Source organism: Croceivirga sp. ABH4_376 (assembly GCF_056160685.1).
Genome location: NZ_JBSWXQ010000001.1, coordinates 1 through 25,945 on the forward strand (window position 1 = coordinate 1; position 25,945 = coordinate 25,945).

Consider the following 25,945-nt stretch of genomic DNA (forward strand, 5'->3'; position numbering starts at 1 on the left):
TGATGGTTGATGGTTGATGGTTGATGGTTGATGGTTGATGGTTGATGGTTGATGGTTGATGGTTGATGGTTGATGGTTGATGGTTGATGGTAAGGTGTATTTTTTACGGTAACAAATGAAAAAAAAGTTGTACGTCCCACTTAATACGTTCTTAACAGCGTTTATAGAAGAAAAACAACGCTTTGATTAAGAAATATCTTTGAAAGTCAGAAGTATAAATTATTAAGTAATCCGCTCCACCGTCATGCTGAACTTGTTTCAGCATCTTCTCCACTTTTCATATAATCTTCAAGAAAACTATAGCTGCTCCCTTTAGTAAGGGGAACTTAACGCAAGACTTAGGAGTCTTAATTACACCATTTCAAAATTCGCCTTATCATTCTAATCCTATTCCGGCTCGGCGTAACCATAGCGCCCTAACTTATCTACAGAATAATAGCTGTCCAAACCACCTATAGCAACACTCCCCAAGCGCTCTAGGGCTATATGCCCTCCTTCTAACAGCACATCTTCTGGTAAAATCAAATGTTCTACCTTACCAATAATCAGCCGGGTATCATTAACCTTTATTAGTTGTTCCTCCACAAAAGAAAGACCAATTTTTATAGGGCTTTCGTACACAAAAGGCGCCTTAAAATCTTCATGATGGTATGGAATTAAACCCACTGCATCAAACTCAGACACGCCTTTATCATACTTAGCAGAAGTTTGATGGGCTTGCTTATGCATTCCTTCTGTTACTTGGTTTATGGTAAAAACTCCCGTTTCCATAATGTTTTCATAAGTATGCCTAACCACGGTTGTGGGCCTAAGAATAAACCCTATGTATGGCGGATTAGCACCTATGTGCACCACACTATTGAAGATGGCCAAATTTGTCTCGCCAGCTTTAGACTGCGTGCCTATTAAATTTGCCGGTTTTAAGCCAGATACCTTGTTCATTAATCTACCACGATGCCTGCTGGGTAGTGCCATTATAGCATCAAAAGTGAATGTTTTCTCCATAGTAACAAATAAAACGAAAGAACAGATGCACTATTGTTTTGTTTAAGGTTGATGGCAAAAAATTACTGTTGTTTACTGCAAATGGTTAAATACAAAATCGATATATAATTACCATTCATCGAAAAGAAATAGCAATCCATCTACGATTAGTGGTATTTTTCCTACATTTACAGTCCAAATCTTTTAATTATGTATTTAGCCAATACTGGAGAACATGTAAGATATAGCAGAAGAAAAAAATCAATTAAGTTTTTTTTCTTGTTGGGCTTTTTGGTTTTCTTACTAAAAGCTATGTTATATTTTCTTGTAGAATATAACTTAATGGTGCATTTTAGGTTAGAAAGCTAGTTAAAATCGCTTTTTAAGTAACATATTGCCCTCTACACTGTAATAACGCCAAGTGCCCGTTTTTGTTCCTTTTTTATAACGTCCTGTTATTTTTCTATTTCCGTTTGTGTAAAACTCCCTATACCGCCCATCTTGTTTACCGTCTGTAAGTGAAACTTGCCTTCTAAGCTGCCCTGTTTTATAATACTCTTGGTAATTTCTGGCATTTAAATCTTTTGGATAAATTGGTTTAACGTCAAATACCTTTTCGGTAATTTTAACCTCTAACCTAGATATGGGCTGTGCCCTTTTCTTGCTGGGCATTCTGCCGTAAAAACTATTTTTTACAATCTGTTCTACTGGCACATAACCCGTGATTAAAGTGCTTTTGAACAAATCTTCTTCCGGTGTTAACTGCGCACCAAAAAGTGGAAAACAAATTATATAATCTTTATTCTCTTTTAATTGCTTTTTGGTTGCTAAATCGGCTTGATCGTACAGACCTTTATACAATAATGGTAAGTTGGCGTACACAAAAACACTGGACTCATTCTCAAAACTTTTTTCAAACGCTTTATAGTCTATACTTTTTTCTAAGGTTTTACCATTTTTAGCTGCTGTTATTATAGTTTTTAAGGTATTTGGATTGTCACTAAAGACAACATAATCATCAAGCTGCGTAAAATAAGGTTTATCAAAAGCGTTAAAACGATTTCCCAAAAGCATTTTAAAGAACCCCTTAATGGATAAAAAATGAATCGCATGATCTAGGTAATCTATGGATTTAAACTTAACCGGGGTTTTTTTACGGATTTGCTCCAATACAAAACCCAACTGCTCTTTAGCTAAATCTTTATCCTTTACTTTTATTATTAGCGCAGTATCATCCTTAGAATTGTTAAGGGTAGAGCCCAGTTGAAGTACGGCAATTTCATTCCCCATCCAACTTATAAATTGGTCCTTTATACTTATTTTTAGAAAGCGCTCTACCTTTTCTAATCCTCCTTTATAACTTTGATATTGTGTACTATCTGTCTTTAATAGATTATCAAAATTGGTATAAAAAGTTTCAAAATCCTTAAACCCATAACCCACATACAAAGAGGTAGTATTTGGAGCTATTTTGGGAACACTACGTACTGCTGTTCCAGATTCTTGTAGTGCTTCCAAATACACTTCATTTGCTTCTGTACTGTTGGTATACCCTTTTGCAGTAAGTACTTCGCCCTCTAAATCTAAGCTTAACCCTGTGAATTTTAAATTTTGACTTAGTTGCCCCAGACCCTTAGGCAAGGGATTAAAATACTGCCCTAAGTAATCATCTAGATATTTGTATTGAATATACCATCTAAAATCATCTGCATAACCAACCGCTTCATTAATACGTATAAAATCTAAATCTCTACCCAATACAGGTTCTTTGCGCTGGTCTATGCTAGCTTCTACCAAGGTATGGGTGTAAGATGCTATAAGCTGATTTTTAATAAAGCTGATGTACAAAGTTTTCTTGGTCTTCTTATCTAACAGTTCTAATATTTCTTGCCCGTGGTATGTTCTTTTACGCAACACATAATCCTCATTTAAAAGGGTGTTGAAATAAGATTTGACAAGTTTTAGTTTTGCTATTTTCTTTAAATCCAGCACATAAAAAATACCATAATCCCTTTTTGAAATCATGTGAATAGAAATGTACAAAGACCTACCATCAAACTGTTTAAATAGTTTGTGTTGGTCTTTAAATACGGTATCTAATTTTTGAATGTTCTCCGTTAGTTCAGAAAAATAACTATTACTGGTTAAATGTGCCCAAGCATCACTATCGCTTACCTTTTGCCAACCTTCTACGGGTTTTTCAGATTCTATGATAAATACCGCATCCTTTGGTATTAAATAGATTGGCTGTAAGTTATTGGTAGGCGCTATAAAGAATACATACAGAAGATAGCTTAAATAAACCCCAAAAAGGGACAAAACAATCCAAAGTATTCGCCTTCTGGTCATTTTAAACTAGATATAGTAACCAAACGAATAAAACCGCGCCTTAGTCTATTACAACGTTTTTAAATCTTTAATGGTTTTAAAAGCTACGTCTACCTGATCATCGTTAACCAAGATGGTAAATTCATTGGTAGTGGAAATAACCTCGTATAAAACAATACCTTCCCAGGCCAAGCGCTGAAAAATAAAGTAATAAATACCTGGTACGGATACGTTTTCTGCAGGTAGTTTTACGGTAACCGAAGACAGTTGTTGTGCCTTTTGTGTACAGCGTTCGTTTTGGAACAACTCTTCTACCGTCTTATCCAAAATATTACTTACTACAATATTTATTTCATTTACACCCCTTGAAGACGTGTAGAAAATATCTTGATTTTCATGAACCTTTTCTAGTAGGTTGGCTTGTTTTGCCAAAATAGTCTCAGAGTTCAAAAAGGTATAATCCGTTAGGTTTGATCGTACCGTTATCTCACCAATATTTTTTAGGACTTTTACAATTTTGTGGGTTGCCCTAAACTCCAAATCATCAGAAAGCCGTTTAAGGGCCATAACAATTGCTCCGTTACGCACATCTTTACCCAATTCTTCTTCTATTTCTGGCTTTACGATCCTAGATAAAGAAGTTAGATTTATTATGCCTTGTGCCAATGCACTCTGTAAAAAAGGTTTCTTTTTAATGTACTGCTCTACTACAGACGAGATGGTTTTCATAACTTAGGTTGTTTGGGACAAAATTAACACATTGTTACAAATAAAACAAATAGTTAAAAATGATAAAATGCATTTTCTACATGATTTATCTTAAATCCTTGTTTTTCTTTTAAAATTGTAATCACATCAAAGCGCACATCTAGGTCTAAATCAAGATTTGTAACGTAATTATCAGCAGCTGCAACCAAAAGCTTCATCTTTTTACTACTCACGGTTTCTAAAATATCTTGGATATAATCTGAACTTCTGGTTTTTACCTCAACCACGGCCAACGTACCTTCTTTAACGGCCAAAATATCAATTTCCGCCTTTAAGTATCTGTAATTTCGTTCTAGGATACGGTACCCTTTTTTATTTAAAAAATCTACTGCAAGTTGTTCTCCTTGCCTTCCAAACTCGTTATGCTGCCCCATAAAATCTAATTTATTGAAAAAAGTTGTGCATTTCATCGAAAAATATTGTAGTTCATCCTTATAAATACGTTCATATTGTAATTTACAGGCTCAAAAGAACCACGCCTACCTAAATACATAGTTTAAATAGTAAACTATGAGACATAATAACGCCAAAAACAGCTATGGAATTCTTTGTTAATTGTAATTCTTCTACGCTGGCGCCGTACACTACACCTTTAGACAAACAAAAGGCGGCCCACCTATATAGAAGATTAGGATTTAGTGCATCTAATGCAACAATAGAAAGTGTAGAAAACAGCAATGCCACTACTCTGGTAAACCAATTAGTAGATCAAGCACTTGCTGCACCAACCCTTGCAACACCCACTTGGGCAGATTGGACCAATGCCAATTACCCAGAAGATGATGATGCGGCAAGACAAATTAGAAGGGAACAACTTAGGGAAATTAAAATTGCCTACGGCAACCAAATGCTAGGCAACAACCTAAGAGACCGTATGAGTTTCTTTTGGAGCAACCATGTGGTAACCCAACTAAGTGTATACAATTGTAATCCGTTCTTATTTAAATATCTAGCATGTTTACAACGTAATGCCTTAGGTAATTTTAAAACGTTGATAAGCGAAGTTGGTTTAACCAGCGCCATGCTTTTCTATCTAGATGGTGCCTTTAACAATGGTAACAATCCTAATGAGAACTATGCTAGGGAGCTATATGAGCTTTTTACCCTGGGAGATGGAAATGGTTATACCGAAGAGGACATTGTAGAAACGGCAAAGGCATTAACGGGATATGTTGAACGTGGTGAAGTAGGTTGTACCGATGTTACCTTTAGGGCAGACCGTTTTGATGCTGGACCTAAGACCATTTTTGGACAAACCGGAAATTGGGATTATGATGATGTTCACGACATTTTGTTTGACAATAGAGCCAATGAAATTGGCCAGTTTATTTGCAAAAAACTATATGAATTTTTTGTGCACCCAGATTCTGATGATGAAACCGGAAACGCACAAACTATTATAGATGGACTGGCAGCAACTTTTGTAAGTAATAATTTTGAAATTGCTCCAGTACTTAGGCAACTATTTGCCAGTCAACATTTTTTTGATGACACCGCAATAGGCGTAATTATAAAGTCTCCGTTTGATTTATACTTCAATTTTATCAAGGAAATGGACTTTGCATATACGGATGATTTGATTGTAAACATTTTTGATGCTTGCGAAATGATTGGCCAAGAAGCATTTGAGCCAGTAGATGTTGCCGGATGGCAAAGAGACCGCCAATGGATAAACACCAACTATATGATTGGTAGATGGCTAACCATGGAGGTGTTTATAGATTTGCTGTATGGCGGCAACGAAGAATTCTTTAGAGCATTGGCTATGGATTTGGTTGGTCCGGCCAATAGCAATACCAGTAACCCAGAAATTGTGGTAAGGGCCATAGTAGACAAGTTTACCCCTAAAGGTTTATTAACCGAGCAGGATTTTGAAAACGCTATGGATGCCTTTAAAACAGACGATGTACCAGAAAACTACTACTCCCCAGATTATGTAGACGGCGGACTTAGCTATTGGATGCTAGCCGTTAGTATGGAAGCCCCTAACCAAGTATATCAGCTTATACGTTACCTGTCTAGACAACCAGAATTTCAACTTAAATAATCTACTCCCATGTGCGATAATCACCATCATCACGATACATCTCCCTTTAAAGGTCTAGAACACGAAGGCCATGACCAAGAACACAAAAAATGGAGCCGTAGGTCCTTTTTACAGGCTTTAGGTATTGCCGGATCTGGTACCATGATGCTAGGCAGCAATTTATTATCAGCCTCTGCTCCTTCCCCACTAACTGCCGCAATAGCCGCAGCTGAAACAGACAATATTCTAATTCTTATAAGACTTAACGGCGGTAATGACGGGTTAAGTACCGTTATTCCAATACAACAATATGATACCTATGCAAATGCTAGGCCCAATATCTACATACCAGAAAGTAAAGTACTAAAACTTACCGACGATTTTGGCATACCTTCTTATATGAGTGCGCTTGAACCACTTTGGGGCAATGGACAATTTAAGGCCGTTCACGGTGTTGGGTACCAAAATCAAAGTTTATCTCACTTTACGGGTTCAGATATTTATGCCAATACGGACTTGAATACCACAGGTTTTAGCGGTTTAAACACAGGTTGGATGGGCCGTCATTTTGAAGATTTATATCCAGATTATTTAATTAATCCCCCGGCAGCACCTGCGGCGATACAAATTGGAAGTATATCCAATTTGGTTTTTCAGGGAAATGAAACCAATTATGCCTTTGTGACCAACAATGTGGACCAGTTGGAAGAAATTGCCCAATCTGGTGAGTTCTATGATTTATCTAATGATATATTCGATTCTTGTATGTATGGGGACCAACTACGCTTTTTACGTGGTGTAGCCAATACTACTTATGAATATTCTGGAAAAATACACGAAGCCTATATGCGTGGTCAAAACCAAGTTGAATATCAAGACAATGGTTTTGCTAGACAATTGGCTCTTCTAGCGCGTTTAATAAAAGGTAATCTAGGCACTAAAGTTTATATGATTTCTATGGGTGGTTTCGATACCCATGGTAACCAACCCTTGGCTCATGAACGTTTAATGTCCACATTATCTATTGCTATAAACAACTTTTATGAGGATATAGCCTTTACCCAACAAGATGATAAGGTTTTGAGCATGACGTTCTCTGAGTTTGGTCGCCGTATTTATGAGAACGGTTCCAATGGAACCGACCACGGTAAAGCGGCCCCAACTTTATTTTTTGGCTCTGGTTTAAGTGGTAGCGCATTTGTAGGGGACCACCCAAGTCTAGACGAACCTAACAACAGAGGTAACCTAGAATACACCATGGATTTTAGGGATTTATATGCCACGGTACTAGCGGAATGGATGTGCGTACCCATAGACAAGGTAGAGGCTCATTTACTAGACCATCCATATAAACCGGTTAACCTAGGTTTTAACTGTAGCGGCGTAGATTTTGATGACATTGCCTACAGCGACCAACCCCCTACACCTCCAACACCTACAGACCCAGATGGTGAAGTTCCAGAGGAAGAAATTCGTTCAGAAATAGTACACAAACCATACTATCCAACAGAGAACAACCCACACATACATTTAGAAATGCCTTTTAGTGCACATGTAGATATTGCCCTTTACAATATACTTGGACAAAAAGTAGGTACCGTTTTTAATGAAATGGTAATGGAAGGTTCAGCAGAAATTAATATTAGAGAGCGTGTAAGGGGCAGCCTCTCTACCGGAAAATACATTTACAGAATACAGGTGGCAGACCAAGCAATGAGCAAGTCTGTAATGATTATGTAAAACCCCTGAATTTATTTAGATTCCCCATTGGTGCGTGTCTCACCCCATTTGCTAGTTGCGAACCGCTTGGGGAATCTTCTTTTAAACCAATTTGGATTGGTTCTTTTTGGTCTTAAAGTGCAATGCCTTTTTTACTTCTGCATTTTTATCCTTATACACTCTTGCTAGATTTCCTTCTTGCCTTTGCACATTGTCTAACGCTCTAGAGAATTTTTCTAAATTTTCAATTTTTTTGGGTTTACCTGCGCTCATAATTCAATTTGTAAGATTAAACTTTCATTTTTAGTCCTATTTAGTACAACAGATTCAATAAGCTTTTATTGTTTGCCAATAGTACAATTGGTATCATTGTTTATGCTACTTTGTGCAGATGCTTGTGGTTAAATTCTTTATTTTTGACGCCTAAATTTGAATCCATGTCGCAGAACAATCCTTCTAGATATACCATTACTGCCGCTTTACCGTACACCAACGGCCCCATCCACATTGGGCATTTAGCTGGCGTATACGTTCCCGCAGATATTTACGCACGTTACCAGCGCTTGCAAGGTAAAGACGTCGCTTTTATTTGTGGTAGTGATGAGCATGGCGTAGCAATACCCATGAAAGCTAAGAAAGAAGGTGTTTCGCCACAAGAAATTATAGATAAGTATCACACCATCATAAAAGACTCTTTTGTGGAGTTTGGGATTAGTTTTGATAATTATTCTAGAACTTCTGCACCTATTCACCATGAAACGGCCTCTGATTTCTTTAAAAAATTATACGAACAAGGCGATTTTATAGAAGAAACTACTGAGCAATTGTATGATGCGGAAGCCAACCAATTTTTAGCAGACCGTTTTGTTACTGGTACTTGCCCAAAATGTGGTAATCCTGAAGCGTATGGGGACCAATGCGAAAATTGTGGTACATCTTTAAACGCCACGGATTTAATCAATCCAAAATCTACCATTACCGGTGCCGTACCTACCCTAAAGGAAACCAAGCATTGGTTTTTGCCTTTAGACCGCTATGAAGATTTTTTAAAACAATGGATTTTAAAAGAACATAAGAGCGATTGGAAACCTAATGTTTACGGGCAATGTAAATCTTGGATAGAAGATGGTTTAAAACCCCGAGCAGTTACTAGAGATTTGGATTGGGGAATTCCCGTTCCCGTAGCTGGTGCAGACGGCAAAGTATTGTACGTTTGGTTTGATGCTCCTATCGGCTACATTTCTTCTACTAAAGAATGGGCCGCTAGAGAAAACAAAGATTGGGAACCGTATTGGAAGGACCAAGACACCAAAATGTTACATTTTATTGGTAAAGATAATATTGTATTTCACTGTATTATTTTCCCAAGCATGCTCAAAGCGCATGGCGATTTTATATTGCCAGAAAATGTACCTGCAAACGAATTTTTGAATTTAGAAGGCAACAAATTATCAACTTCTAAAAACTGGGCAGTTTGGTTGCATGAGTATTTGCAAGAATTTCCAGATATGCAAGATGTGTTGCGATATACTTTAACCGCAAACGCACCTGAAACCAAGGATAACGATTTTACTTGGAAAGATTTTCAAGCCCGAAACAACAATGAGTTGGTAGCCATTTTTGGCAACTTTATTAATCGTGTAGCCGTGTTAACGCACAAATATTACAATGGAGTTGTGCCTACTCCATCTGAGTTTACAGCCTTGGATGCACAAACCTTAGAAACCATGCGTACCTACCCACAAATCTTAACCGATTCTTTGGAACGCTATCGTTTTAGAGAAGCGAGCCAAGAATTGATGAATTTAGCTCGTTTGGGTAACAAATATTTGGCAGATGAGGAACCTTGGAAATTAATAAAGACCGATGAAGCCCGTACTCAAACCGTAATGTACGTAGCGCTACAGATTGCTTCTGCACTTGCCGTATTGAGTGAGCCTTTCTTACCTTTTACTTCCGCTAAATTAAAAGGCATACTTGGAATTAATTCAAATGAAAACTCGCTAGATTGGAAAGACATTAGTACAAAAGAGGTGTTACTTTCTGCTGGCCACACTATAAATAAAAGCGAACTGCTTTTCCGTAAAATAGAAGACAAAGAAATAGAAGCCCAATTGGAAAAATTAGAAGCCACCAAACTAAGTAATGCCAGCACCAATGCAGATGCTGCGCCACAAAAGGAAACCATCACCTACGAAGATTTTACCAAGTTAGACGTTCGTGTAGGTACCATTTTAGAGGCAGAAAAAATGCCAAAGGCAGATAAATTGTTGGTGCTTAAAGTAGATACAGGAATAGACGTACGTACTATTGTTTCTGGTATCGCTCAGAGTTTTAATGCAGAAGACATAGTTGGCAAAAAAGTTACTGTATTGGTGAATTTAGCGCCAAGAAAATTAAGAGGTGTAGAAAGCCAAGGCATGATTTTAATGACGGAAAACACCGATAACAAATTGGTTTTCGTTAACCCAGATGAAGATGGGGTTGCCAATGGGGAGGGAATTAGTTAGAACTTTACTGTCCTTTAAAATTCTAATTACAAGTTGATTGCAGTCGGGAGTTTAAAATACTTAATATTAAACTAGGTCTCGACTGCGCTCGACCTGACAGCACTAAATCTACTACATCTATGAACGCCATACAATTCATCACTCAAAACACCCAACTAGACAGCAAAAACGTGGCCAATACCGTAAGTCTTCTTGATGAAGACTGTACCGTACCCTTTATAGCCCGTTACCGTAAAGAACGCACGGGTAATTTAGACGAGTTGCAAATTGGTGAAATTGTAAAGTTTAAAGAAGCTTTTGAAGCCCTAGAGAAACGTAAGGCTACTATTTTAAAAGCGATAGAAGAACAAGATGCTTTAACACCAGAACTAAAAAGTAAAATAGAACAAACGGTAGACGCTACCGTCTTGGAAGATATTTACTTGCCCTTTAAGAAAAGTAGAAAAACCAAGGCCGAAAAAGCACGTAAAAATGGATTGGAGCCTTTGGCGAAAATCATCATGGCGCAACGCACTTCAGATTTGGACTTTACTGCTGGTAAATATACCAACGCAAACGTACCCGATGAAGCAACTGCCCTAGAAGGCGCCAGACATATTATTGCAGAATGGATTAATGAGCGTACAGATATTCGCAACCAGATTAGGACGCAATTAGAAAAATACGCCCAGTTAGAAACCAAAGTGATTGGCACCAAAAAAGATGATGAAAAGGCACAGAAATACCAAGATTATTTTGATTGGAACGAGTCCCTTTCCCGCTGTCCGTCGCACCGATTGCTGGCCATACTTCGTGCAGAAAGCGAAGGGTTTATTCGCGTTAAAATCAGTATTGATGACGACCGTGCCTTGGATAGAATAGACCAGAGGGTTATTAAAAGCAACAACGCCTGTGCGGACCAAATAGCCATGGCTGTAGAAGATGCATATAAAAGATTGCTGTTACCCTCATTATCCAACGAAATTTTAAAACAAGCTAAAGAAAAAGCTGATGAAGCGGCTATTGCAGTATTCGCCAAAAATTTAAGACAATTGCTTTTAGCTCCACCCTTAGGTGAAAAACGCATTTTGGCAATTGACCCTGGCTTCCGAACAGGTTGTAAAGTGGTTTGTTTAGATGCCAATGGCAATCTCTTGCATAACGAGACCATTTATCCGCATCCACCACAAAAACAGTTTAGAGAAGCAAGTAAAAAGATAGCTTCTTTAGTAGATGCCTATAAAATTGAAGCCATAGCAATTGGTAACGGCACCGCTTCTAGAGAAACCGAAAACTTGGTAAAAAACACCCCTTTTAAGCGCGATTTAGAAGTGTTTGTGGTGAGTGAAGCTGGAGCTAGTATTTATTCTGCCTCTAAAATTGCTAGGGACGAGTTTCCTAATTATGATGTTACTGTACGTGGAGCCGTTTCTATAGGAAGGCGTTTAGCAGACCCCTTAGCAGAATTGGTTAAGATTGATGCTAAAAGTATTGGCGTTGGACAATACCAACACGATGTTGACCAAACTAAATTAAAAACTGCCTTAGACACCGTGGTAGAAAGCTGTGTAAACTCCGTAGGGGTAAACGTAAACACGGCGAGCGAATCGCTTTTGAGTTATGTTTCCGGCATTGGGCCAAAACTAGCAGAGAATATTGTTAATCACAGAGCAGAAAATGGGGCTTTTACTTCTAGAGAAGCTATAAAAAAAGTACCTCGCTTAGGAGGTAAAGCTTTTGAACAAGCTGCTGGCTTTTTGCGCATTCGTGATGCCGAAAATCCATTGGATGATTCCGCCGTGCACCCAGAGAGTTATAGTATTGTAAAACAAATGGCAAAAGACCAAGGTGTTCCATTAACCAAGATTGTACGCAATACAGCAGTGCTAAAGAACATCGACCTAAAAAAATACCAAACGGAAACTATTGGTTTACCCACGCTACAAGATATTTTAGAAGAACTAGAAAAACCAGGGCTAGACCGCAGAGAAAAAGCCAAAGCCTTTACGTTTGACCAAAATATTAGGACTATAGAAGATTTAAAGTCTGGTCAATTACTCCCGGGTATTGTTAACAACATTACCAACTTTGGGTGTTTTGTAGATGTAGGCATAAAAGAAAGTGGGCTAATTCATGTCTCCAATTTATCGGATAGTTATGTGAGTGATGTTAATAGTATTGTGAGCTTGCACCAACAAGTAATTGTAAAAGTTTTAGAGGTTGATGTAAAACGAAAACGCATACAGTTAATGCTGCATAAGGGGTAATCCATATTTTTACAGTACCTTTAATTTCAATTAGTTAGATTTTAATTTTTTTCCAAAAATGAGTTCTATAGCTGATTTACCCACTATCATGATTGCTGAAGATGAGCACGTGAATTACTTGCTATTAGAAATGTGGCTAAAAGGCAAGTGCCATATTTTGCATGCTACGGACGGCAACGAAGCAATTGAACTTTTTGAAAAACATCCAGAAATAGCGTTAATTTTAATGGACATAAAAATGCCATATACAGATGGTAAGGAGGCTACAAAAGCAATTAGAAAAATAAACGGTACTATTCCCATTTTAGCCCAATCCGCTTTTGTTATGGATTATGAAAATCAGGATATTCTAGAATCTGGCTGTAACGCAGTTTTGAACAAGCCCATAAGAAAAGAAGAATTTAACGCTTTATTAAATAAGTTTCTGCCCAATTTAAATTTGAATTAAGCGGGAGTAGGCGAAATTTGCAATATGCTTAAAATTGCTTATCACCCCATTTACAGGCATCCGCTACCAGAAGGCCATCGATTTCCAATGGAGAAATATGAGCTTTTACCTCAGCAACTCTTACATGAAGGCACTTGTGAAGCTGCTAATTTTTTTGAGCCTACTTATGCTAAATCCGAGCCTATACTTGCCGTACATATAGCAGATTATTATAACAGACTAACACAACTAAATCTAGATAAAAAAGAAATACGCAAGATAGGTTTTCCTTTATCCAAGGAATTGGTAGACCGCGAGCATATTATAACAGATGGCACCTTAAAAGCGGTAAAATTTGCATTAAAATATGGCATAGCCATGAACATTGCCGGTGGCACACACCACGCTTATAGCAATAGGGGCGAAGGATTTTGCCTATTAAATGACCAAGCTATTGGAGCGCAATATTTATTGGACCAAAACCTAGCCAGTAAAATTCTAATTGTTGATTTAGATGTGCATCAAGGCAATGGCACAGCTGAGATTTTTAAAAGCAATCCCAATGTATTTACTTTTTCTATCCATGGAAAAGCAAACTACCCCTTTAAAAAAGAGATTTCAGATTTAGACATTCCATTAGAAAAAGGAACAACAGATAATCTATATTTAAACATCTTAAATGAGACCCTTTCTAACCTTTTGGAGCAAACCCAACCAGACTTTGTGTTTTACCTTGCCGGCGTGGATGTTTTGGCTACAGACAAATTAGGCACCCTAGGGTTAACCAAAGAAGGTTGCAAGAAAAGAGATGCAATGGTTTTGCAAGCCTGTAAAAACAATGACCTTCCCGTCATGTGTAGTATGGGAGGCGGGTATTCACCAGAAATAAAGCATATTGTAGATGCGCATGCCAATACTTACCGGTTGGCTCAGGAAATATATTTTTAGCTTTGTAAAAAACACACTATGAAAAAGATTCAATTGGCAATAGTATTATTGGCTTGCTTTGCACTTAATGCCCAAGATATTAGCGGACCAAAGAAAGATAAGTTATGGAATAACTTTACCTATGACATGGGCAACGTATTTGGTGGCATGGGTTATGCCTATAGCCGGCCAGCTCATTGGGAAGGTAAACAATGGGGGCATTTTGGTATGCTAACTGGGGGCACACTAGCTCTATTCCTTGTAGATGATGAGGTAAATGATTGGACCAGTGGCTTTAAGGAAGATGTGCCGGATATTATTACAGACTATGGTCATAAGTATGGCAACCCAAATAACAATTACATGTTTACGGGAGCGGTATATTTAACCGGACTTTTCACCAAAAATGAAAAGCTAAGAAGAACTGGTGTGCTTTTAATTTCTTCGGCAACTGCAGGCGGATTATTGCAACAAGTGAGCAAACGTATTGTAGGAAGGGCCCGACCTAAAAGTGGTGACTCATCTGGTACTTTTGACCCAATACATTTAGACCGCGTATTTAATTACGATTCTTTCCCATCTGGACACGCGATGTTAGCTTTTAGCAATGCTTATGCCATAGGTAAACAGTTTAAAAGCCCATGGATTAAAGCAGGTCTTTATACAATTGGTATGATTCCTGGTTTAACCCGGGTGGTAGACGATTTTCACTGGATTTCTGATGTGGCATTTAGCACGGTATTAAGTATCTTTATTGTAGAATCCATAGACCGATATTTGGATAAAAAATACACTGAAAAGTACAACGACCAAGAAAAAAAGGTTGACTGGAGCTTGCAGTTTGCACCCAACCGCATTGGCGTAGTTGCCCGGTTCTAATCAATGTTAAAGACAAAATCAAGAAACTTATGTTATCTAAAAAATTAGAAGAAGCTTTAAACAAACAGATTCGCATAGAAGCAGAATCCAGCCAAGTATATTTAAGTATGGCCTGCTGGGCCGAAGTAAAAGGGCTGGAAGGTGTTGCCAAATTTATGTATGGCCATTCTGATGAGGAAAGAATGCACATGTTAAAGTTGGTCAAATATGTTAACGAAAGAGGTGGACATGCCAAAATATCGGACTTAAAAGAACCGGATACCGAGTTCGAAAGTTTCCAACAAATGTTTGAGCAATTATATGAACACGAAATTTTTGTTTCGCAAAGTATAAACGAACTGGTACACATTACACTGGAAGAAAAAGATTATGCCACTCACAATTTTCTACAGTGGTACGTAGCCGAACAATTGGAGGAAGAAGCTCTTGCCCGCACCGTTCTGGATAAACTTAATCTTATTGGCGATGATAAAGGTGGACTCTATCTATTTGATAGGGACATTCAACAGCTAAGTGTTGAAAGTGCTGCTTCTGAAACCGGTATGGAATAAATATTATTTAGATTAATTAAATATAATGTATTTTTGTTTTCATAATCCAGAACGATTATGGGCAAGAAGAAATTTGCAGATAAAAAGCTTAAGAAAATACACTTAGAAGAACTAAATCCTAAAAAGTGTAAAACCAAATGTTGTGATAAGTTTAAAAAAGGAGAACACAAACGTTGTAAACGTTGTCCTTGTTTTGATCTCTTAAAAAAGGTAGCTTAAGCTTATTGAGCAGCAATAATTTCTTTGTCTTCTAGAAAGTATTTAGAGGCGTGTTTGGCAAATAATGCACTATGCCTGCATTTTTCTGAACACGTTTTTTTATGGGCTAAGTAAACTATTTTCTTTTTAGCCAAATAAATAGAAAAGGCTTTAGGTTCCTTTTTTTGCAATTCAGCTTCAAAACGCTCTTGATCCTTCCAAAAATCCGCCTCGTCCTCAGCATCTACCAAGTTTAGGTTTAACTCATTTAGTGCATCACGTTCCGCTAACTTTTCATAAAACTTTACGTTCACTTTTTGAGGTTGTTGTGCACAAAGGAGCAGTGGCATTACTGCCATGAACAAAACTATAATTTTAAAGCTTACCTTCATACAACCGTACTTACGTTAAAGTTAGTCTATTAGGTTCATTTAACACCTCAAAAAACATATTAAGCTAATGTTAAATGCAAATGCGTTAGCATTGGGTACATAAAATCAAAAAATCTATGGTAAATGTGCGGTATTCTACAAAAAAAGAAAGTCCCTGACTTAAATCAGGGACTTTCTCATATTACTTATTTACCTAGCAGCAAGAGTTCGTTACATTTAACTTCGGTAATGTATCGCTTATCTCCTTCTTTGGTTTCATAGCTTCTGTGTACTAGCTTCCCCTCTACCGCAATTTGTTTTCCTTTGGTTACATAATTCTCCACAATTTCCGCAGTTTTGCCCCAAGCTACAACGTTGTGCCATTGTACCTCTTCTACCTTTTCTCCTTTTTGATTTTTATAGGTTTCACTAGTAGCAATAGAAAAGCGAGCCAATTTATTCCCATTTTCCAAGGTTAATACTTCTGGATCCATTCCTAAATTTCCAATCAACTGTACTTTGTTTTTTAAGGCGTTCATGTTATTAAATTTTAAGATTAAACAGTTAATACTATTGCTTACTAACAGCAACGGTACAAACATAGTCTTCCCGTTCATCCGTACTCGGTTCAGAATTATTTATTTTCGTTTGTAGTCGTTTACAAATGTTTAAAAATGAAAAATAAACCTTACCCAATGTCAAAATAGTATAGATAAAGGTGAAATATGTTCTGTTATCTTAGGGCTTAAACCTATAGTTTTACAGCTTACTAAGTAAGAAATCTCTAAAAACATATATTTTTTTGCCTTGACAAAAAAATTGAACAAAACAAGACCATACGACTCATGTTTACCAACAACCGCTCTAACAAACGATTGCTATTCCTCTTGATAGCTATTCTTTTCTTTTCTTGTAAAAAAGAAGCCGTGGCCCCTCCTAAACCTTTTGGCGTGGTACCCCATGAACGTCAAATAGCTTGGCATGAATTAGAATTTTACGCATTCATCCATTTTACAATCAACACGTTTACAGATAAAGAATGGGGCTTTGGAGATGAATCCCCAAACTTATTCAACCCAAGTGAATTTGATGCCGAGCAAATAGTTCAAACCGCAAAAAATGCCGGCATGAAAGGTCTGGTCTTAACAGCAAAACACCATGACGGATTTTGCCTTTGGCCCACTAAGACTACGGAACATAATATTTCAAAATCTCCCTATAAAAACGGTAATGGAGATATTGTACAAGAAATTGTAGATGCTTGTCGTAAATACGATTTAAAAGTAGGATTGTACTTATCGCCTTGGGACCGTAATAATGCAGACTATGGAAAACCGGAGTATATAGAAACTTTTAGAGCACAATTAACAGAGCTACTAACAAATTATGGTGATGTGTTTGAGGTTTGGTTTGACGGTGCCAATGGTGGAGACGGCTATTACGGTGGTGCAAATGAAAAAAGACAGATAGACCGTTCTACTTACTATGATTGGGAAAACACCTATGCCCTAGTAAGAGAACTACAGCCCAATGCGGTAATCTTCTCAGATGTGGGGCCAGATGTTCGTTGGGTTGGTACCGAGGCTGGTTATTCTGGTGATCCTTGCTGGCACCGTTTTACTCCAGAAAGTTTAGAACCAGGAATGCAACCCGCTCCAGGACAAATTAAATACTGGGAATCTTTGAATGGAACTAGAGAAGGTAAGTTCTGGCTTCCAGCAGAAACCAACACTTCTATTAGACCCGGATGGTTTTATCACGAATCTGAAAACGACCAGGTTAAATCCCCCGAAAAATTAGTAGACACGCATTATGCCAGTATTGGCCATGGAACCAGTTTTATTTTAAACCTAACACCAGACAAAAGAGGGTTAATTCCAGATACCGATATTACTGCCTTAAACGGTTTTAGAGCTATTTTGGATAGCACCTTCAAATCCAATTTAGCAGTCGGCTCAAGCGTTAATGCATCAAACATTAGGGGAACAGCTGAAAAGTACAGCGCAACCAACCTTTTAGATACCGATAATACCACATACTGGGCGGTAGAAGACTCCGTAAAAAATGCATCTGTAATTTTAAACTTTCCAAAAGAAACTACTTTTAACGTAGTTAATATTAGAGAATACATACCGCTTGGCCAACGTGTTTGGGGCTGGGCACTAGACCGATGGGAAAATAATAAATGGGTAGAATTTGCAGCAGCAGAATCTATTGGGAACCGTAGATTGTGGAGAGGCCCGTTACAAACTACTAAAAAAATGAGGTTGCGAATAACAGATGCAGGTGCTGCTCCTGTATTAAGTACACTTTCCGTACACAAAGAACCGGTACGTTTAACCCCACCAAAGGTACATAGAGATACCACAGGGCTTTTATATCTTGAGAGTAATGGTAAAATAAAATACACCCTAGACAATACCGAACCCAACGCAACTTCTAAAGACTACTTAGGCCCTATACCATTTGTTAAGGGAGGCATCTTAAAAACAAAGACCTTTGATGGCGATAAGGCAAGTGAAACCCAAACTTCCCTTTTGGGATATAGCCCAACCAAGTGGAGTTGTATAGACTGTGCTAACAACCATGCTATAGATGAAAATAGTGCCACGCAATATAACAGCCCAAATAAGGAACTAATCATAGATTTTGGCGAGGTTTTAAACGTTACACAATTATTAATGACGCCTGCTACAAAAGGCAAGAAAGAGGGTATGGTATTGAATTATGCTTATTATGGCAGTACCGATAAAACCAATTGGACCCTTTTAGCTAAAGGCGAGTTTTCCAACATTTTCAACAATCCTATTATGCAAACAACCCCAATAGAAAAAGTATCGATCCAATATTTAAAATTGGTTGCAGAACGTACTGTTGCAGATGAACCTCTTACTGTTGGTGAACTTGGCGTTATGATTGATTAAAAGGACTGCACAACAAAGTAAAATAGCATACATAAACAATTAATTTTTTCTAGCTTGAAATTTACCAAATTCCCCCTTACACTTTTCCTATTCATTGTAGGATTGGCGATACATGCCCAAAATAAGTCAGAATTAAACCTTTCAGGCACATGGCAAGTACAACTAGCTCCGTCTACAGTATATCCTAAATTAGAAAAATCTAAAGGCCCTATTAACCTACCTGGTTCATTGGCCCAAAATGGTTATGGTTTAAAAACTGAAGGAGCAGATATAGGTATACTTACACCAACCTACAAATACATTGGCATAGCCAGCTATTCAAGGGAATTTGAAATACCTAAATCCTGGAAGAACAAAAAGATTACCTTATTCTTAGAACGTGTTTTATGGCAATCTGAAGTTTTAATAGATGGCAAACCTTACGGCAAAAAGGATGCTTTAGGCATACCGCATATACATGAGCTGGGCAATCTAAAACCCGGCAAACACACCCTTACGGTTAAGGTAGATAACAATATGATCTACAATATTGGAGATAAAGGCCATGCGTATAGTGAATCTACACAAACCATTTGGAACGGCTTGGTGGGTGAGTTAAAACTTATTGCCAAAGACCCAACTCATTTTGTAGACTTAAAAACCATTTCTAACCTCAACGAGGATAAACTAGAGATTTGGACAAAAATAAACGCATCAAAATCTAGCAAAATCACTATTTCCGCCAGCATTAAAAATATAAATGAAGATGTCATTTTACTTTCAGATAAGTATAACCTTCGTATAGAAAAAGGCGTACAGGATATAAACTTCCATATTGATTTAATGGACAGGCTTAAACCATGGAGCGAGTTTGACCCAGAGGTTTATGAAATTACCCTAAGCCTTAAAGCCGGCACAAACCAAGATTCTATTGATTCCGAATTTGGCTTTCTAGAAGTTGGCCATAACGGCACACAGGTAACAATTAATGGCGAACCGGTTTTTCTAAGAGGTAATTTAGACAATGTACATTTTCCCCTAACGGGTTACCCATCTACCAAAATAGAAGATTGGTTGGCCATTTTTAAAACCTATAAAGATTATGGACTTAATCATGTAAGATTCCATTCTTGGTGCCCACCACAAGCCGCCTTTAAGGCTGCCAACAGATTGGGTATTTATATTCAAGCGGAAGCATCGGTTTGGATAGACTCTTGGATGAACGAGGATATGATCGCCAAAGGACGACCAGAAATGGAAACCAAAGGCCACCCAAAAGGTTTAGGCTTTAACAACCGCAGAGACTTATGGGTACAAGATGAAATGAAACGTGTAGTGGACCACTACGGCAACCACCCCTCATTTATCATGTTTTGTATTGGAAATGAATTAGGAAGCTCAGACTTTGAACAGACCAAAGAATGGATTGCCAAATTAAAAAAGTATGATAACCGTAGATTGTATGCTGGTTCTACGGCAAGAAAAATAACCGAAAACGACGATTATACGGTTACCCACTTAATAGATAATGTAGGCTGGACCAGAGGGCTTAACGGCGCCCACACCGATTGGGATTTTGAAAAAGCGTATAGCCAAATGAACATTCCGATACTTGCGCATGAAATTGGCCAATGGCCAGTTTACCCTAGTTGGTCAGAAATAGATAAATACACCGGTATTCTTAAAGCTAGAAACTTAGAAGCGTTTAAAAAGGTTGCCCAAGAAAATGGAATTGCAGATCAAGCCGATGCATTTAAACAGGCTACCGGGGCGCTAAATCAGCTGATGTACAAATACGAAATTGAATCGTTTTTAAGAACCGAGAGCTGTGCAGGTATTCAGCTATTGAGCATGCAAGATTACCAAGGGCAAGGTGAAGCCTTGGTAGGATGGCTAGATGTTTTTTATGATAGTAAGAATATAACCACACCACAACAATTTAAACAACATCACAATACGGTGGTCCCCCTTTTAAGAACACCCAAATTTGTTTACGATAATACGGAGCGCTTTACTGGCACCGTACAAGTATCCAACTTTGGCAAAGAAAATCTAGAAGATGTTAAGGCCATTATTACCATAGCGGATGAAGAGAACAACACCGTTTATTCAGATGTGTGGCAAGGCAACAACTTACCCAGGGCTAAGCTTACCACCCTAGGTTTAATAGAATTACCCTTGAACATGGTAACCAAGGCAGGTAAATATACTGTTACCGTAGTTATTGGGGGCACCGAATTTAAAAACCAATGGAACTTTTGGGTCTTTCCAAAAGAAACAAAGAATAGCTTAGGAAATGTTGTCCTTGCCAAAGAAATTAATGAAGCTGTTTTGGCACAACTGCATACTGGTAAAAAGGTGTTATTAAACGCAACCAATTTAGGCACCAAGAAGAACTCGGTAGATTATAATTTTTATCCACTATATTGGTCTTACACCTATTTCCCCGGTCAGGGAAAAACAAGTTTGGGTATGCTTATACAAGATAAGCACAAGGCTTTGGAAGGCTTTCCAACTGATTATCATTCAGACTGGCAATGGGAAACGTTTGACAAAAAAGCAAAGGCATTTATATTGAATGAAACGCCAAAGAATTATAAACCGATTATACAGTTGGTAGACGATTTTCACCGAAACAACAAGGAAGGTTTGTTATTCGAGTTCAAAGTAGGAAAAGGAAAACTTTTGGTAAGTGGTTTTGATATTGAGGACACCACTTCCTTAACCGCCAAGCAACTTAAAAAAAGCATTTTACAATACATGAATTCTAATGCTTTTGTACCCACCACGACCGTAAGCGACGCGTTTTTATTAAATAATTTTTCTGAACAACCTAATACGAAAACAAACGACGCCATTTTGTTAGAAGTAAAAGCTTCTGGAAAGTTAGGCAAAGATAAAACACAGTCTTGGTCTGCTGATGGAGATGCGGTTTTAAACCAGCAAAAGAATGTTGCTTATACCATATCAAATGCATTTCAGGCGAACCAGAATGGCACCACTTACTGGAAAGGCAACAATGTTACGGTAGATTTAACCTGCCCAGATGGCTTTTTAGGCAGCATATATGTATTGGCCAAAAGGCCAAAAGGCACCACGGATACTATTACCATCACATTTGAAGGCAGACATAAAACCATCAATCTAAAAAATGAAGGTGATGAACAATGGATAAAATTTCATGTGATGCGAGAAGACAGTAATGATGGGAAACTTCAGCTTACTATAAAATCCAACAACGAATTACCTGCTACTGCTGCCGAATTGTTATTACAAATAGATTAAAACCAATGCAAGACAAACCTGTAAAAATGAATAAAATTCTAGTAGTACTAAGTGTACTTTTTCTATACAACAACGGTATAGGCCAACAACCCATTTATGATGTTGGGCGAAACTACATTAGTATTTCCCCCACGGATACCAAAGCGGAAATTATTGAAAAAGCGGCTAAAGTTGCACCCAGCCAAAGACAGTATAATTGGCAAAAGCAAGAGATGACCGCATTTATTCATTTTGGGGTCAAAACCTATGACGATAACGGATTTTACAAAAGAGATACGGATATATCGCTATTTAACCCCAAGGAGATTGATGTGAAACAATGGGTTAGGGTATTGAAAGACGCCGGAATGAAATTGGTGGTTTTTACGGCCAAACATTCAGATGGACTATGCCTTTGGCCAAGTAAGTACACAGATTACAATATTACCAAAACGCCGTACAAAAATGGCAAGGGTAATTTGGTCAAAGATATGGCAGAGGCTTGCGAAGCGGCCGGTTTAAAATTTGGCGTTTACATATCGCCTTATGATATGCACGAACCTTCTTTTGGTACTGAAGCCTACAATACGCTTTTTAAAAATCATTTAACTGAATTGTTAATTAATTATGGACCCATACACGAAGTTTGGTTTGATGGTCACGGAGACGGCACTAAAGTACCATATGACTGGGAAGGTTATTACTCCCTAATCAGAAAATTACAACCAGAGGCGGTTATTGCCGTTATGGGACCAGATGTTAGATGGGTTGGTACAGAATCTGGCTATGGCAGACATACAGAATGGAGTGTTTTACCGGGAAATGCAGTAAACCAAGATGATATTGCGGCCAATTCCCAACAAAGTAACGTAGAAGGAGCTTTTGTACCTAGAAATCTAATGAAAGAAGATTTGGGTAGTAGGGAAGTATTGGAAAAAGCAACTAGTTTGGTTTGGTATCCTGCAGAAATAGACGTTTCTATAAGACCAGGATGGTTTTATGCCCAAGAAGACGACCATTTGGTTAAAAGTCCTCAGAAATTGGTAGACATCTATTACAATTCCGTGGGCTTAAACGGTGTTTTACTTTTAAACATAGCACCAGACGAAAGAGGATTGGTACCCGAACAGGACGTTAAAAGTTTACAGGGAATGCGCTATCTATTGGACAAAACCTTTGAGACCAATTTATTTTCTGAAGCTAGTATCACTTCAAAAAACCAACATAAAAGACATAAGGTAAATACGTTACTAGATGGAGATAATGAATCTTTTTGGACGCCCAAAAAAGAGCTTCCGGCAACAGTAGTTCTATCAACCAAGAACAAGCAACGCTTTAACACCTTATTATTACAAGAGAACATTCTAAATGGCCAACGAATTGAAAACTTTGTGGTTGAAATTAAAAACGGTTCAAAATGGGACACCTTAACTACCGGCACTACCGTTGGGTTTAAAAGGTTATTTCGTTTTGACGAAGTGTTTACAGAACAAATAAGATTAACCATTACCGGTAGCAGAGGAAAACCCGAACTATCTGAAATAGGCATATACAATGCACCGCCAGAAGTTGTTTTTGAGCAAAAATCGCAGTCTTTTGCCAATGAACTGACCGTAAACCTCAAAAGCACTAGTAATACCGCCACCATCTTCTACACTTTAGATGGCAGCGAACCAACCGCAGAAAGTACTGTTTATCAAAAACCTATTACTATTACTGAAAATAGCACCATAAAAGCCATTGCAATGGCCAAAGACCATAAAACAGGACTGGTACATACGGCCACTTACCACAAAGCCAACTACAAGGTAAAGTACAACGAGCCTTATAGTAAAAAGTTTCCCGGAGAAAAAGAATTAAGCTTAGTAGATGGCCAAATGGGACTTTTAGCTTACAACCAAGGTAATTGGCAAGGTTTTAGAACCAATAATGTTGATGTAGTTGTAGATTTAGGTAGTAACAAAACCATACATTCACTAAGTACTCGTTATCTCAAAACCATACAAGCTAGCATATTTGCACCAGAATTTGTGAGCTATTCGTTCTCTGAAGATGGCATTCATTTTTCTGAACCCATTGTTATAAAAAATACGGATGGCGATGAAGTAGATAAAAATGAGATACCTACCTATCATGGTAAAAAATCCATTAAAACGTTTGCCATTGAAAAGGTAAACACCAATGCTAGGTATATTAGAGTTGTAGCCAAAAATAGAAGCGTTTGCCCAGAATGGCATAAAAACGCAGGTAAGGAAGCTTGGCTCTTCTTAGACGAAGTACTTATAAAATAATCTATAGGGGCTAAGCCCCTTTTTTTATGTTGTTAATCCAAAAGATAACTTTAGACCTTCTATAACCATACTAGTACCAATAATCGCAATAATTAGCCCCATAATTTTACCCACTACGGAAATTACATTTTGCCCTATTTTTTTAGCAATAAAATCACTGGTCCTAAAGGTAATATAGGTTAATAAGCACATCAATGCAAAAACCACTACTACCACTGCCATATGGGTATACGTAGCTTTAGAAACAAAATTCATGGCCGTGACTATCGTGCCCGGTCCCGCCAAAATTGGTATGGCCAATGGAGATACGGCTAAGTTCTCATCCACATTGGTTTCCTTTAAATTATGCACATTGGATTTTTTGGATTGCAACATTTCGAAACCCACATAAAATATTAATAGGCCACCTGTTATTTTAAAAGCCGGGATGGTTATGCCAAACAATTCAAAAATAAATTTACCCAATACCACAAAGGCTGTTACTATTATAAAGGCAATCAAGACAGCCTTTTTACCAATCTTTCTTTTTGTGGTCTCGTCAGCTCCTTCAACTAAAGAAAGAAAAATAGGCATATTTGAAATTGGATTCATTATAGCAAAAAAACCAGTAAAAACGGTTATGGCATAAGTAAGTAAATCTGTCATATACTATTGATTATATTTTCTGTTTCTTTTAATTATTAGTTCAAAAATACTTAACTGCTTAAACGTTATAACAGCTTGGCACCAACTTTTCTCGTAATACTAAAATGCTTTTCCCTAACCCAAAGTAACCGTTCCCTAACACCAACGTCCAATTCCCGTAGTACGTACTTGTTATGGTTTAAGAATTGCTACCTTTAACTAAAATCTTAAACATGAAAAAACAGCTCTTATTATTTATTTTTTTAATACCATTAGTAACTATGGCACAGACCAAAAACTTTTTAGATGTCCCATACCTTGAAACTTCGGCCAAGGTAGATACGTTAGTTGCACCAGATAAAATCTATTTAAGCATTACCATTAACGAACAAGACTCTAAAGGAAGAACTTCCGTAGAAAAGCAAGAAAATGAAATGGCTAAAGAATTGAAAGCTTTGGGTATTGATATTGAAAAGCAACTAAAAATAAAGGACCTAAGCAGTAATTTTAAAAATTACTTTTTGCGCTCTAAAACCGTACTTAAGAGTAAACAATTTTCCCTTTTGGTATATGATGGTCTAACCGCAGGTAAGATTATGGCCGCATTAGAAGATATAGGTATTGCAAACACCTATTTAGAGAAAACAGAATACTCTAAAATGGACCAATTAGAGTTAGAATTAAAAACCAAAGCTGTAAAAAAAGCAAAAGAAAAAGCGGTGGCCTTAACCGCAGCATTAGATCAAAAGGTAGGTGCCGCCATTCACATACAAGACAACTCCCAACCGTATTACCGCAGCGTTGCCAGACCCAAACTAGAAATGAGGGCTATGGCAGTAGATGCCGTTGCAGAACCATTAGATGTTGGTTTTGAAAAAATTAGGGTAGAAAGTTCTGTACAGGTTACCTTTAAACTTTTATAATTCATA

At 37.7% G+C, this 25,945-nt stretch carries 20 protein-coding genes; 12 read left to right on the plus strand and 8 right to left on the minus strand.

From position 1 onward, the window contains the following. Window positions 1-387 precede the first annotated feature (387 nt). The 4 genes from ACXAGS_RS00005 to ACXAGS_RS00020 all read right to left on the minus strand — a co-directional run bounded on the left by ACXAGS_RS00005 (window position 388) and on the right by ACXAGS_RS00020 (window position 4,454). Window positions 388-1,005 carry a flavin reductase family protein gene (locus tag ACXAGS_RS00005; RefSeq protein WP_474903485.1) on the minus strand — a complete coding sequence of 206 codons (618 nt, stop codon included), beginning with the start codon at window positions 1,003-1,005 and terminating at the stop codon, window positions 388-390. A gap of 348 nt (window positions 1,006-1,353) precedes the next feature. After that, window positions 1,354-3,333, minus strand: a complete 1,980-nt coding sequence (locus tag ACXAGS_RS00010) for a toxin-antitoxin system YwqK family antitoxin (RefSeq protein ID WP_474903486.1) — start codon at window positions 3,331-3,333, stop codon at window positions 1,354-1,356. A gap of 48 nt (window positions 3,334-3,381) precedes the next feature. Continuing rightward, entirely contained in the window at window positions 3,382-4,041 is a 660-nt protein-coding gene (locus ACXAGS_RS00015; RefSeq protein ID WP_010519021.1) for a hypothetical protein, read from the minus strand. A gap of 53 nt (window positions 4,042-4,094) precedes the next feature. Next, a complete protein-coding gene (locus ACXAGS_RS00020; protein ID WP_474903488.1) occupies window positions 4,095-4,454 on the minus strand; it encodes a YraN family protein in 360 nt (119 codons plus the stop codon). 164 nt (window positions 4,455-4,618) lie between these two features. Here ACXAGS_RS00020 and ACXAGS_RS00025 point away from each other — a divergent pair, with 164 nt between their 5' ends. Then, the gene (locus ACXAGS_RS00025) at window positions 4,619-6,127 is read left to right on the plus strand and encodes a DUF1800 domain-containing protein (protein ID WP_474903490.1); all 1,509 of its coding nucleotides are present in this window, start codon (window positions 4,619-4,621) and stop codon (window positions 6,125-6,127) included. A gap of 9 nt (window positions 6,128-6,136) precedes the next feature. Continuing rightward, the gene (locus ACXAGS_RS00030; protein ID WP_474903492.1) at window positions 6,137-7,846 is read left to right on the plus strand and encodes a DUF1501 domain-containing protein; all 1,710 of its coding nucleotides are present in this window, start codon (window positions 6,137-6,139) and stop codon (window positions 7,844-7,846) included. An 81-nt stretch (window positions 7,847-7,927) separates the two neighbouring features. Here ACXAGS_RS00030 and ACXAGS_RS00035 read toward each other — a convergent pair whose 3' ends face one another. Continuing rightward, window positions 7,928-8,098, minus strand: a complete 171-nt coding sequence (locus tag ACXAGS_RS00035; RefSeq protein WP_474903494.1) for a hypothetical protein — start codon at window positions 8,096-8,098, stop codon at window positions 7,928-7,930. A gap of 164 nt (window positions 8,099-8,262) precedes the next feature. Between ACXAGS_RS00035 and metG the strand changes: the two genes are divergently transcribed. The 6 genes from metG to ACXAGS_RS00065 all read left to right on the plus strand — a co-directional run bounded on the left by metG (window position 8,263) and on the right by ACXAGS_RS00065 (window position 15,365). Then, complete coding sequence (metG, locus tag ACXAGS_RS00040) at window positions 8,263-10,335, plus strand: methionine--tRNA ligase (protein ID WP_474903496.1); 2,073 nt, start codon at window positions 8,263-8,265, stop codon at window positions 10,333-10,335. A gap of 119 nt (window positions 10,336-10,454) precedes the next feature. Beyond that, window positions 10,455-12,581 (plus strand): Tex family protein, encoded by a 2,127-nt coding sequence (locus ACXAGS_RS00045; protein ID WP_474903497.1) that lies wholly within the window; start codon window positions 10,455-10,457, stop codon window positions 12,579-12,581. A 58-nt stretch (window positions 12,582-12,639) separates the two neighbouring features. Then, on the plus strand, window positions 12,640-13,029 hold the full coding sequence (locus tag ACXAGS_RS00050; RefSeq protein ID WP_474903499.1) for a response regulator: 390 nt from the start codon (window positions 12,640-12,642) through the stop codon (window positions 13,027-13,029). Window positions 13,030-13,053: 24 nt separating this feature from the next. Beyond that, window positions 13,054-13,956, plus strand: a complete 903-nt coding sequence (locus tag ACXAGS_RS00055) for a histone deacetylase family protein (RefSeq protein WP_474903500.1) — start codon at window positions 13,054-13,056, stop codon at window positions 13,954-13,956. Between the two features lie 18 nt (window positions 13,957-13,974). After that, window positions 13,975-14,814 carry a phosphatase PAP2 family protein gene (locus tag ACXAGS_RS00060; protein WP_474903501.1) on the plus strand — a complete coding sequence of 280 codons (840 nt, stop codon included), beginning with the start codon at window positions 13,975-13,977 and terminating at the stop codon, window positions 14,812-14,814. Window positions 14,815-14,843: 29 nt separating this feature from the next. After that, entirely contained in the window at window positions 14,844-15,365 is a 522-nt protein-coding gene (locus ACXAGS_RS00065; protein ID WP_010519012.1) for a ferritin, read from the plus strand. Between the two features lie 221 nt (window positions 15,366-15,586). On the opposite strand, the gene ACXAGS_RS00070 is transcribed toward ACXAGS_RS00065, so the two are convergent. Both ACXAGS_RS00070 and ACXAGS_RS00075 read right to left on the minus strand, forming a co-directional pair. Beyond that, entirely contained in the window at window positions 15,587-15,922 is a 336-nt protein-coding gene (locus ACXAGS_RS00070) for a hypothetical protein (protein ID WP_474903503.1), read from the minus strand. A gap of 218 nt (window positions 15,923-16,140) precedes the next feature. Then, window positions 16,141-16,473 carry a single-stranded DNA-binding protein gene (locus tag ACXAGS_RS00075; RefSeq protein WP_474903505.1) on the minus strand — a complete coding sequence of 111 codons (333 nt, stop codon included), beginning with the start codon at window positions 16,471-16,473 and terminating at the stop codon, window positions 16,141-16,143. A 306-nt stretch (window positions 16,474-16,779) separates the two neighbouring features. On the opposite strand from ACXAGS_RS00075, the gene ACXAGS_RS00080 reads away from it, so the two are divergent. Genes ACXAGS_RS00080 through ACXAGS_RS00090 form a run of 3 tightly spaced genes read left to right on the plus strand, consistent with a single transcriptional unit; the run spans window position 16,780 to window position 24,392 of the window. Next, complete coding sequence (locus tag ACXAGS_RS00080; RefSeq protein WP_474903506.1) at window positions 16,780-18,858, plus strand: alpha-L-fucosidase; 2,079 nt, start codon at window positions 16,780-16,782, stop codon at window positions 18,856-18,858. A gap of 54 nt (window positions 18,859-18,912) precedes the next feature. Further along, entirely contained in the window at window positions 18,913-22,122 is a 3,210-nt protein-coding gene (locus ACXAGS_RS00085) for a glycoside hydrolase family 2 TIM barrel-domain containing protein (protein WP_474903508.1), read from the plus strand. Between the two features lie 26 nt (window positions 22,123-22,148). After that, window positions 22,149-24,392 (plus strand): alpha-L-fucosidase, encoded by a 2,244-nt coding sequence (locus tag ACXAGS_RS00090; protein ID WP_474903510.1) that lies wholly within the window; start codon window positions 22,149-22,151, stop codon window positions 24,390-24,392. Window positions 24,393-24,416: 24 nt separating this feature from the next. Here the strand turns inward: ACXAGS_RS00090 and ACXAGS_RS00095 are convergent, their stop codons facing one another. Further along, complete coding sequence (locus ACXAGS_RS00095) at window positions 24,417-25,037, minus strand: MarC family protein (protein WP_474903512.1); 621 nt, start codon at window positions 25,035-25,037, stop codon at window positions 24,417-24,419. Between the two features lie 212 nt (window positions 25,038-25,249). Here ACXAGS_RS00095 and ACXAGS_RS00100 point away from each other — a divergent pair, with 212 nt between their 5' ends. After that, window positions 25,250-25,939 (plus strand): SIMPL domain-containing protein, encoded by a 690-nt coding sequence (locus ACXAGS_RS00100; protein WP_474903514.1) that lies wholly within the window; start codon window positions 25,250-25,252, stop codon window positions 25,937-25,939. The last annotated feature ends 6 nt before the right edge of the window (window positions 25,940-25,945 follow it).

Excerpts from the sequence above, each read along its gene's own strand:
- ACXAGS_RS00005 (WP_474903485.1), bottom strand. The coding sequence starts at position 1,005 with ATGGAGAAAACATTCACTTTTGATGCTATAATGGCACTACCCAGCAGG.
- ACXAGS_RS00010 (WP_474903486.1), bottom strand. The coding sequence starts at position 3,333 with ATGACCAGAAGGCGAATACTTTGGATTGTTTTGTCCCTTTTTGGGGTT.
- ACXAGS_RS00015 (WP_010519021.1), bottom strand. The coding sequence starts at position 4,041 with ATGAAAACCATCTCGTCTGTAGTAGAGCAGTACATTAAAAAGAAACCT.
- ACXAGS_RS00020 (WP_474903488.1), bottom strand. The coding sequence starts at position 4,454 with ATGGGGCAGCATAACGAGTTTGGAAGGCAAGGAGAACAACTTGCAGTA.
- ACXAGS_RS00025 (WP_474903490.1), top strand. The coding sequence starts at position 4,619 with ATGGAATTCTTTGTTAATTGTAATTCTTCTACGCTGGCGCCGTACACT.
- ACXAGS_RS00030 (WP_474903492.1), top strand. The coding sequence starts at position 6,137 with ATGTGCGATAATCACCATCATCACGATACATCTCCCTTTAAAGGTCTA.
- ACXAGS_RS00035 (WP_474903494.1), bottom strand. The coding sequence starts at position 8,098 with ATGAGCGCAGGTAAACCCAAAAAAATTGAAAATTTAGAAAAATTCTCT.
- metG (WP_474903496.1), top strand. The coding sequence starts at position 8,263 with ATGTCGCAGAACAATCCTTCTAGATATACCATTACTGCCGCTTTACCG.
- ACXAGS_RS00045 (WP_474903497.1), top strand. The coding sequence starts at position 10,455 with ATGAACGCCATACAATTCATCACTCAAAACACCCAACTAGACAGCAAA.
- ACXAGS_RS00050 (WP_474903499.1), top strand. The coding sequence starts at position 12,640 with ATGAGTTCTATAGCTGATTTACCCACTATCATGATTGCTGAAGATGAG.
- ACXAGS_RS00055 (WP_474903500.1), top strand. The coding sequence starts at position 13,054 with ATGCTTAAAATTGCTTATCACCCCATTTACAGGCATCCGCTACCAGAA.
- ACXAGS_RS00060 (WP_474903501.1), top strand. The coding sequence starts at position 13,975 with ATGAAAAAGATTCAATTGGCAATAGTATTATTGGCTTGCTTTGCACTT.
- ACXAGS_RS00065 (WP_010519012.1), top strand. The coding sequence starts at position 14,844 with ATGTTATCTAAAAAATTAGAAGAAGCTTTAAACAAACAGATTCGCATA.
- ACXAGS_RS00070 (WP_474903503.1), bottom strand. The coding sequence starts at position 15,922 with ATGGCAGTAATGCCACTGCTCCTTTGTGCACAACAACCTCAAAAAGTG.
- ACXAGS_RS00075 (WP_474903505.1), bottom strand. The coding sequence starts at position 16,473 with ATGAACGCCTTAAAAAACAAAGTACAGTTGATTGGAAATTTAGGAATG.
- ACXAGS_RS00080 (WP_474903506.1), top strand. The coding sequence starts at position 16,780 with ATGTTTACCAACAACCGCTCTAACAAACGATTGCTATTCCTCTTGATA.
- ACXAGS_RS00090 (WP_474903510.1), top strand. The coding sequence starts at position 22,149 with ATGAATAAAATTCTAGTAGTACTAAGTGTACTTTTTCTATACAACAAC.
- ACXAGS_RS00095 (WP_474903512.1), bottom strand. The coding sequence starts at position 25,037 with ATGACAGATTTACTTACTTATGCCATAACCGTTTTTACTGGTTTTTTT.
- ACXAGS_RS00100 (WP_474903514.1), top strand. The coding sequence starts at position 25,250 with ATGAAAAAACAGCTCTTATTATTTATTTTTTTAATACCATTAGTAACT.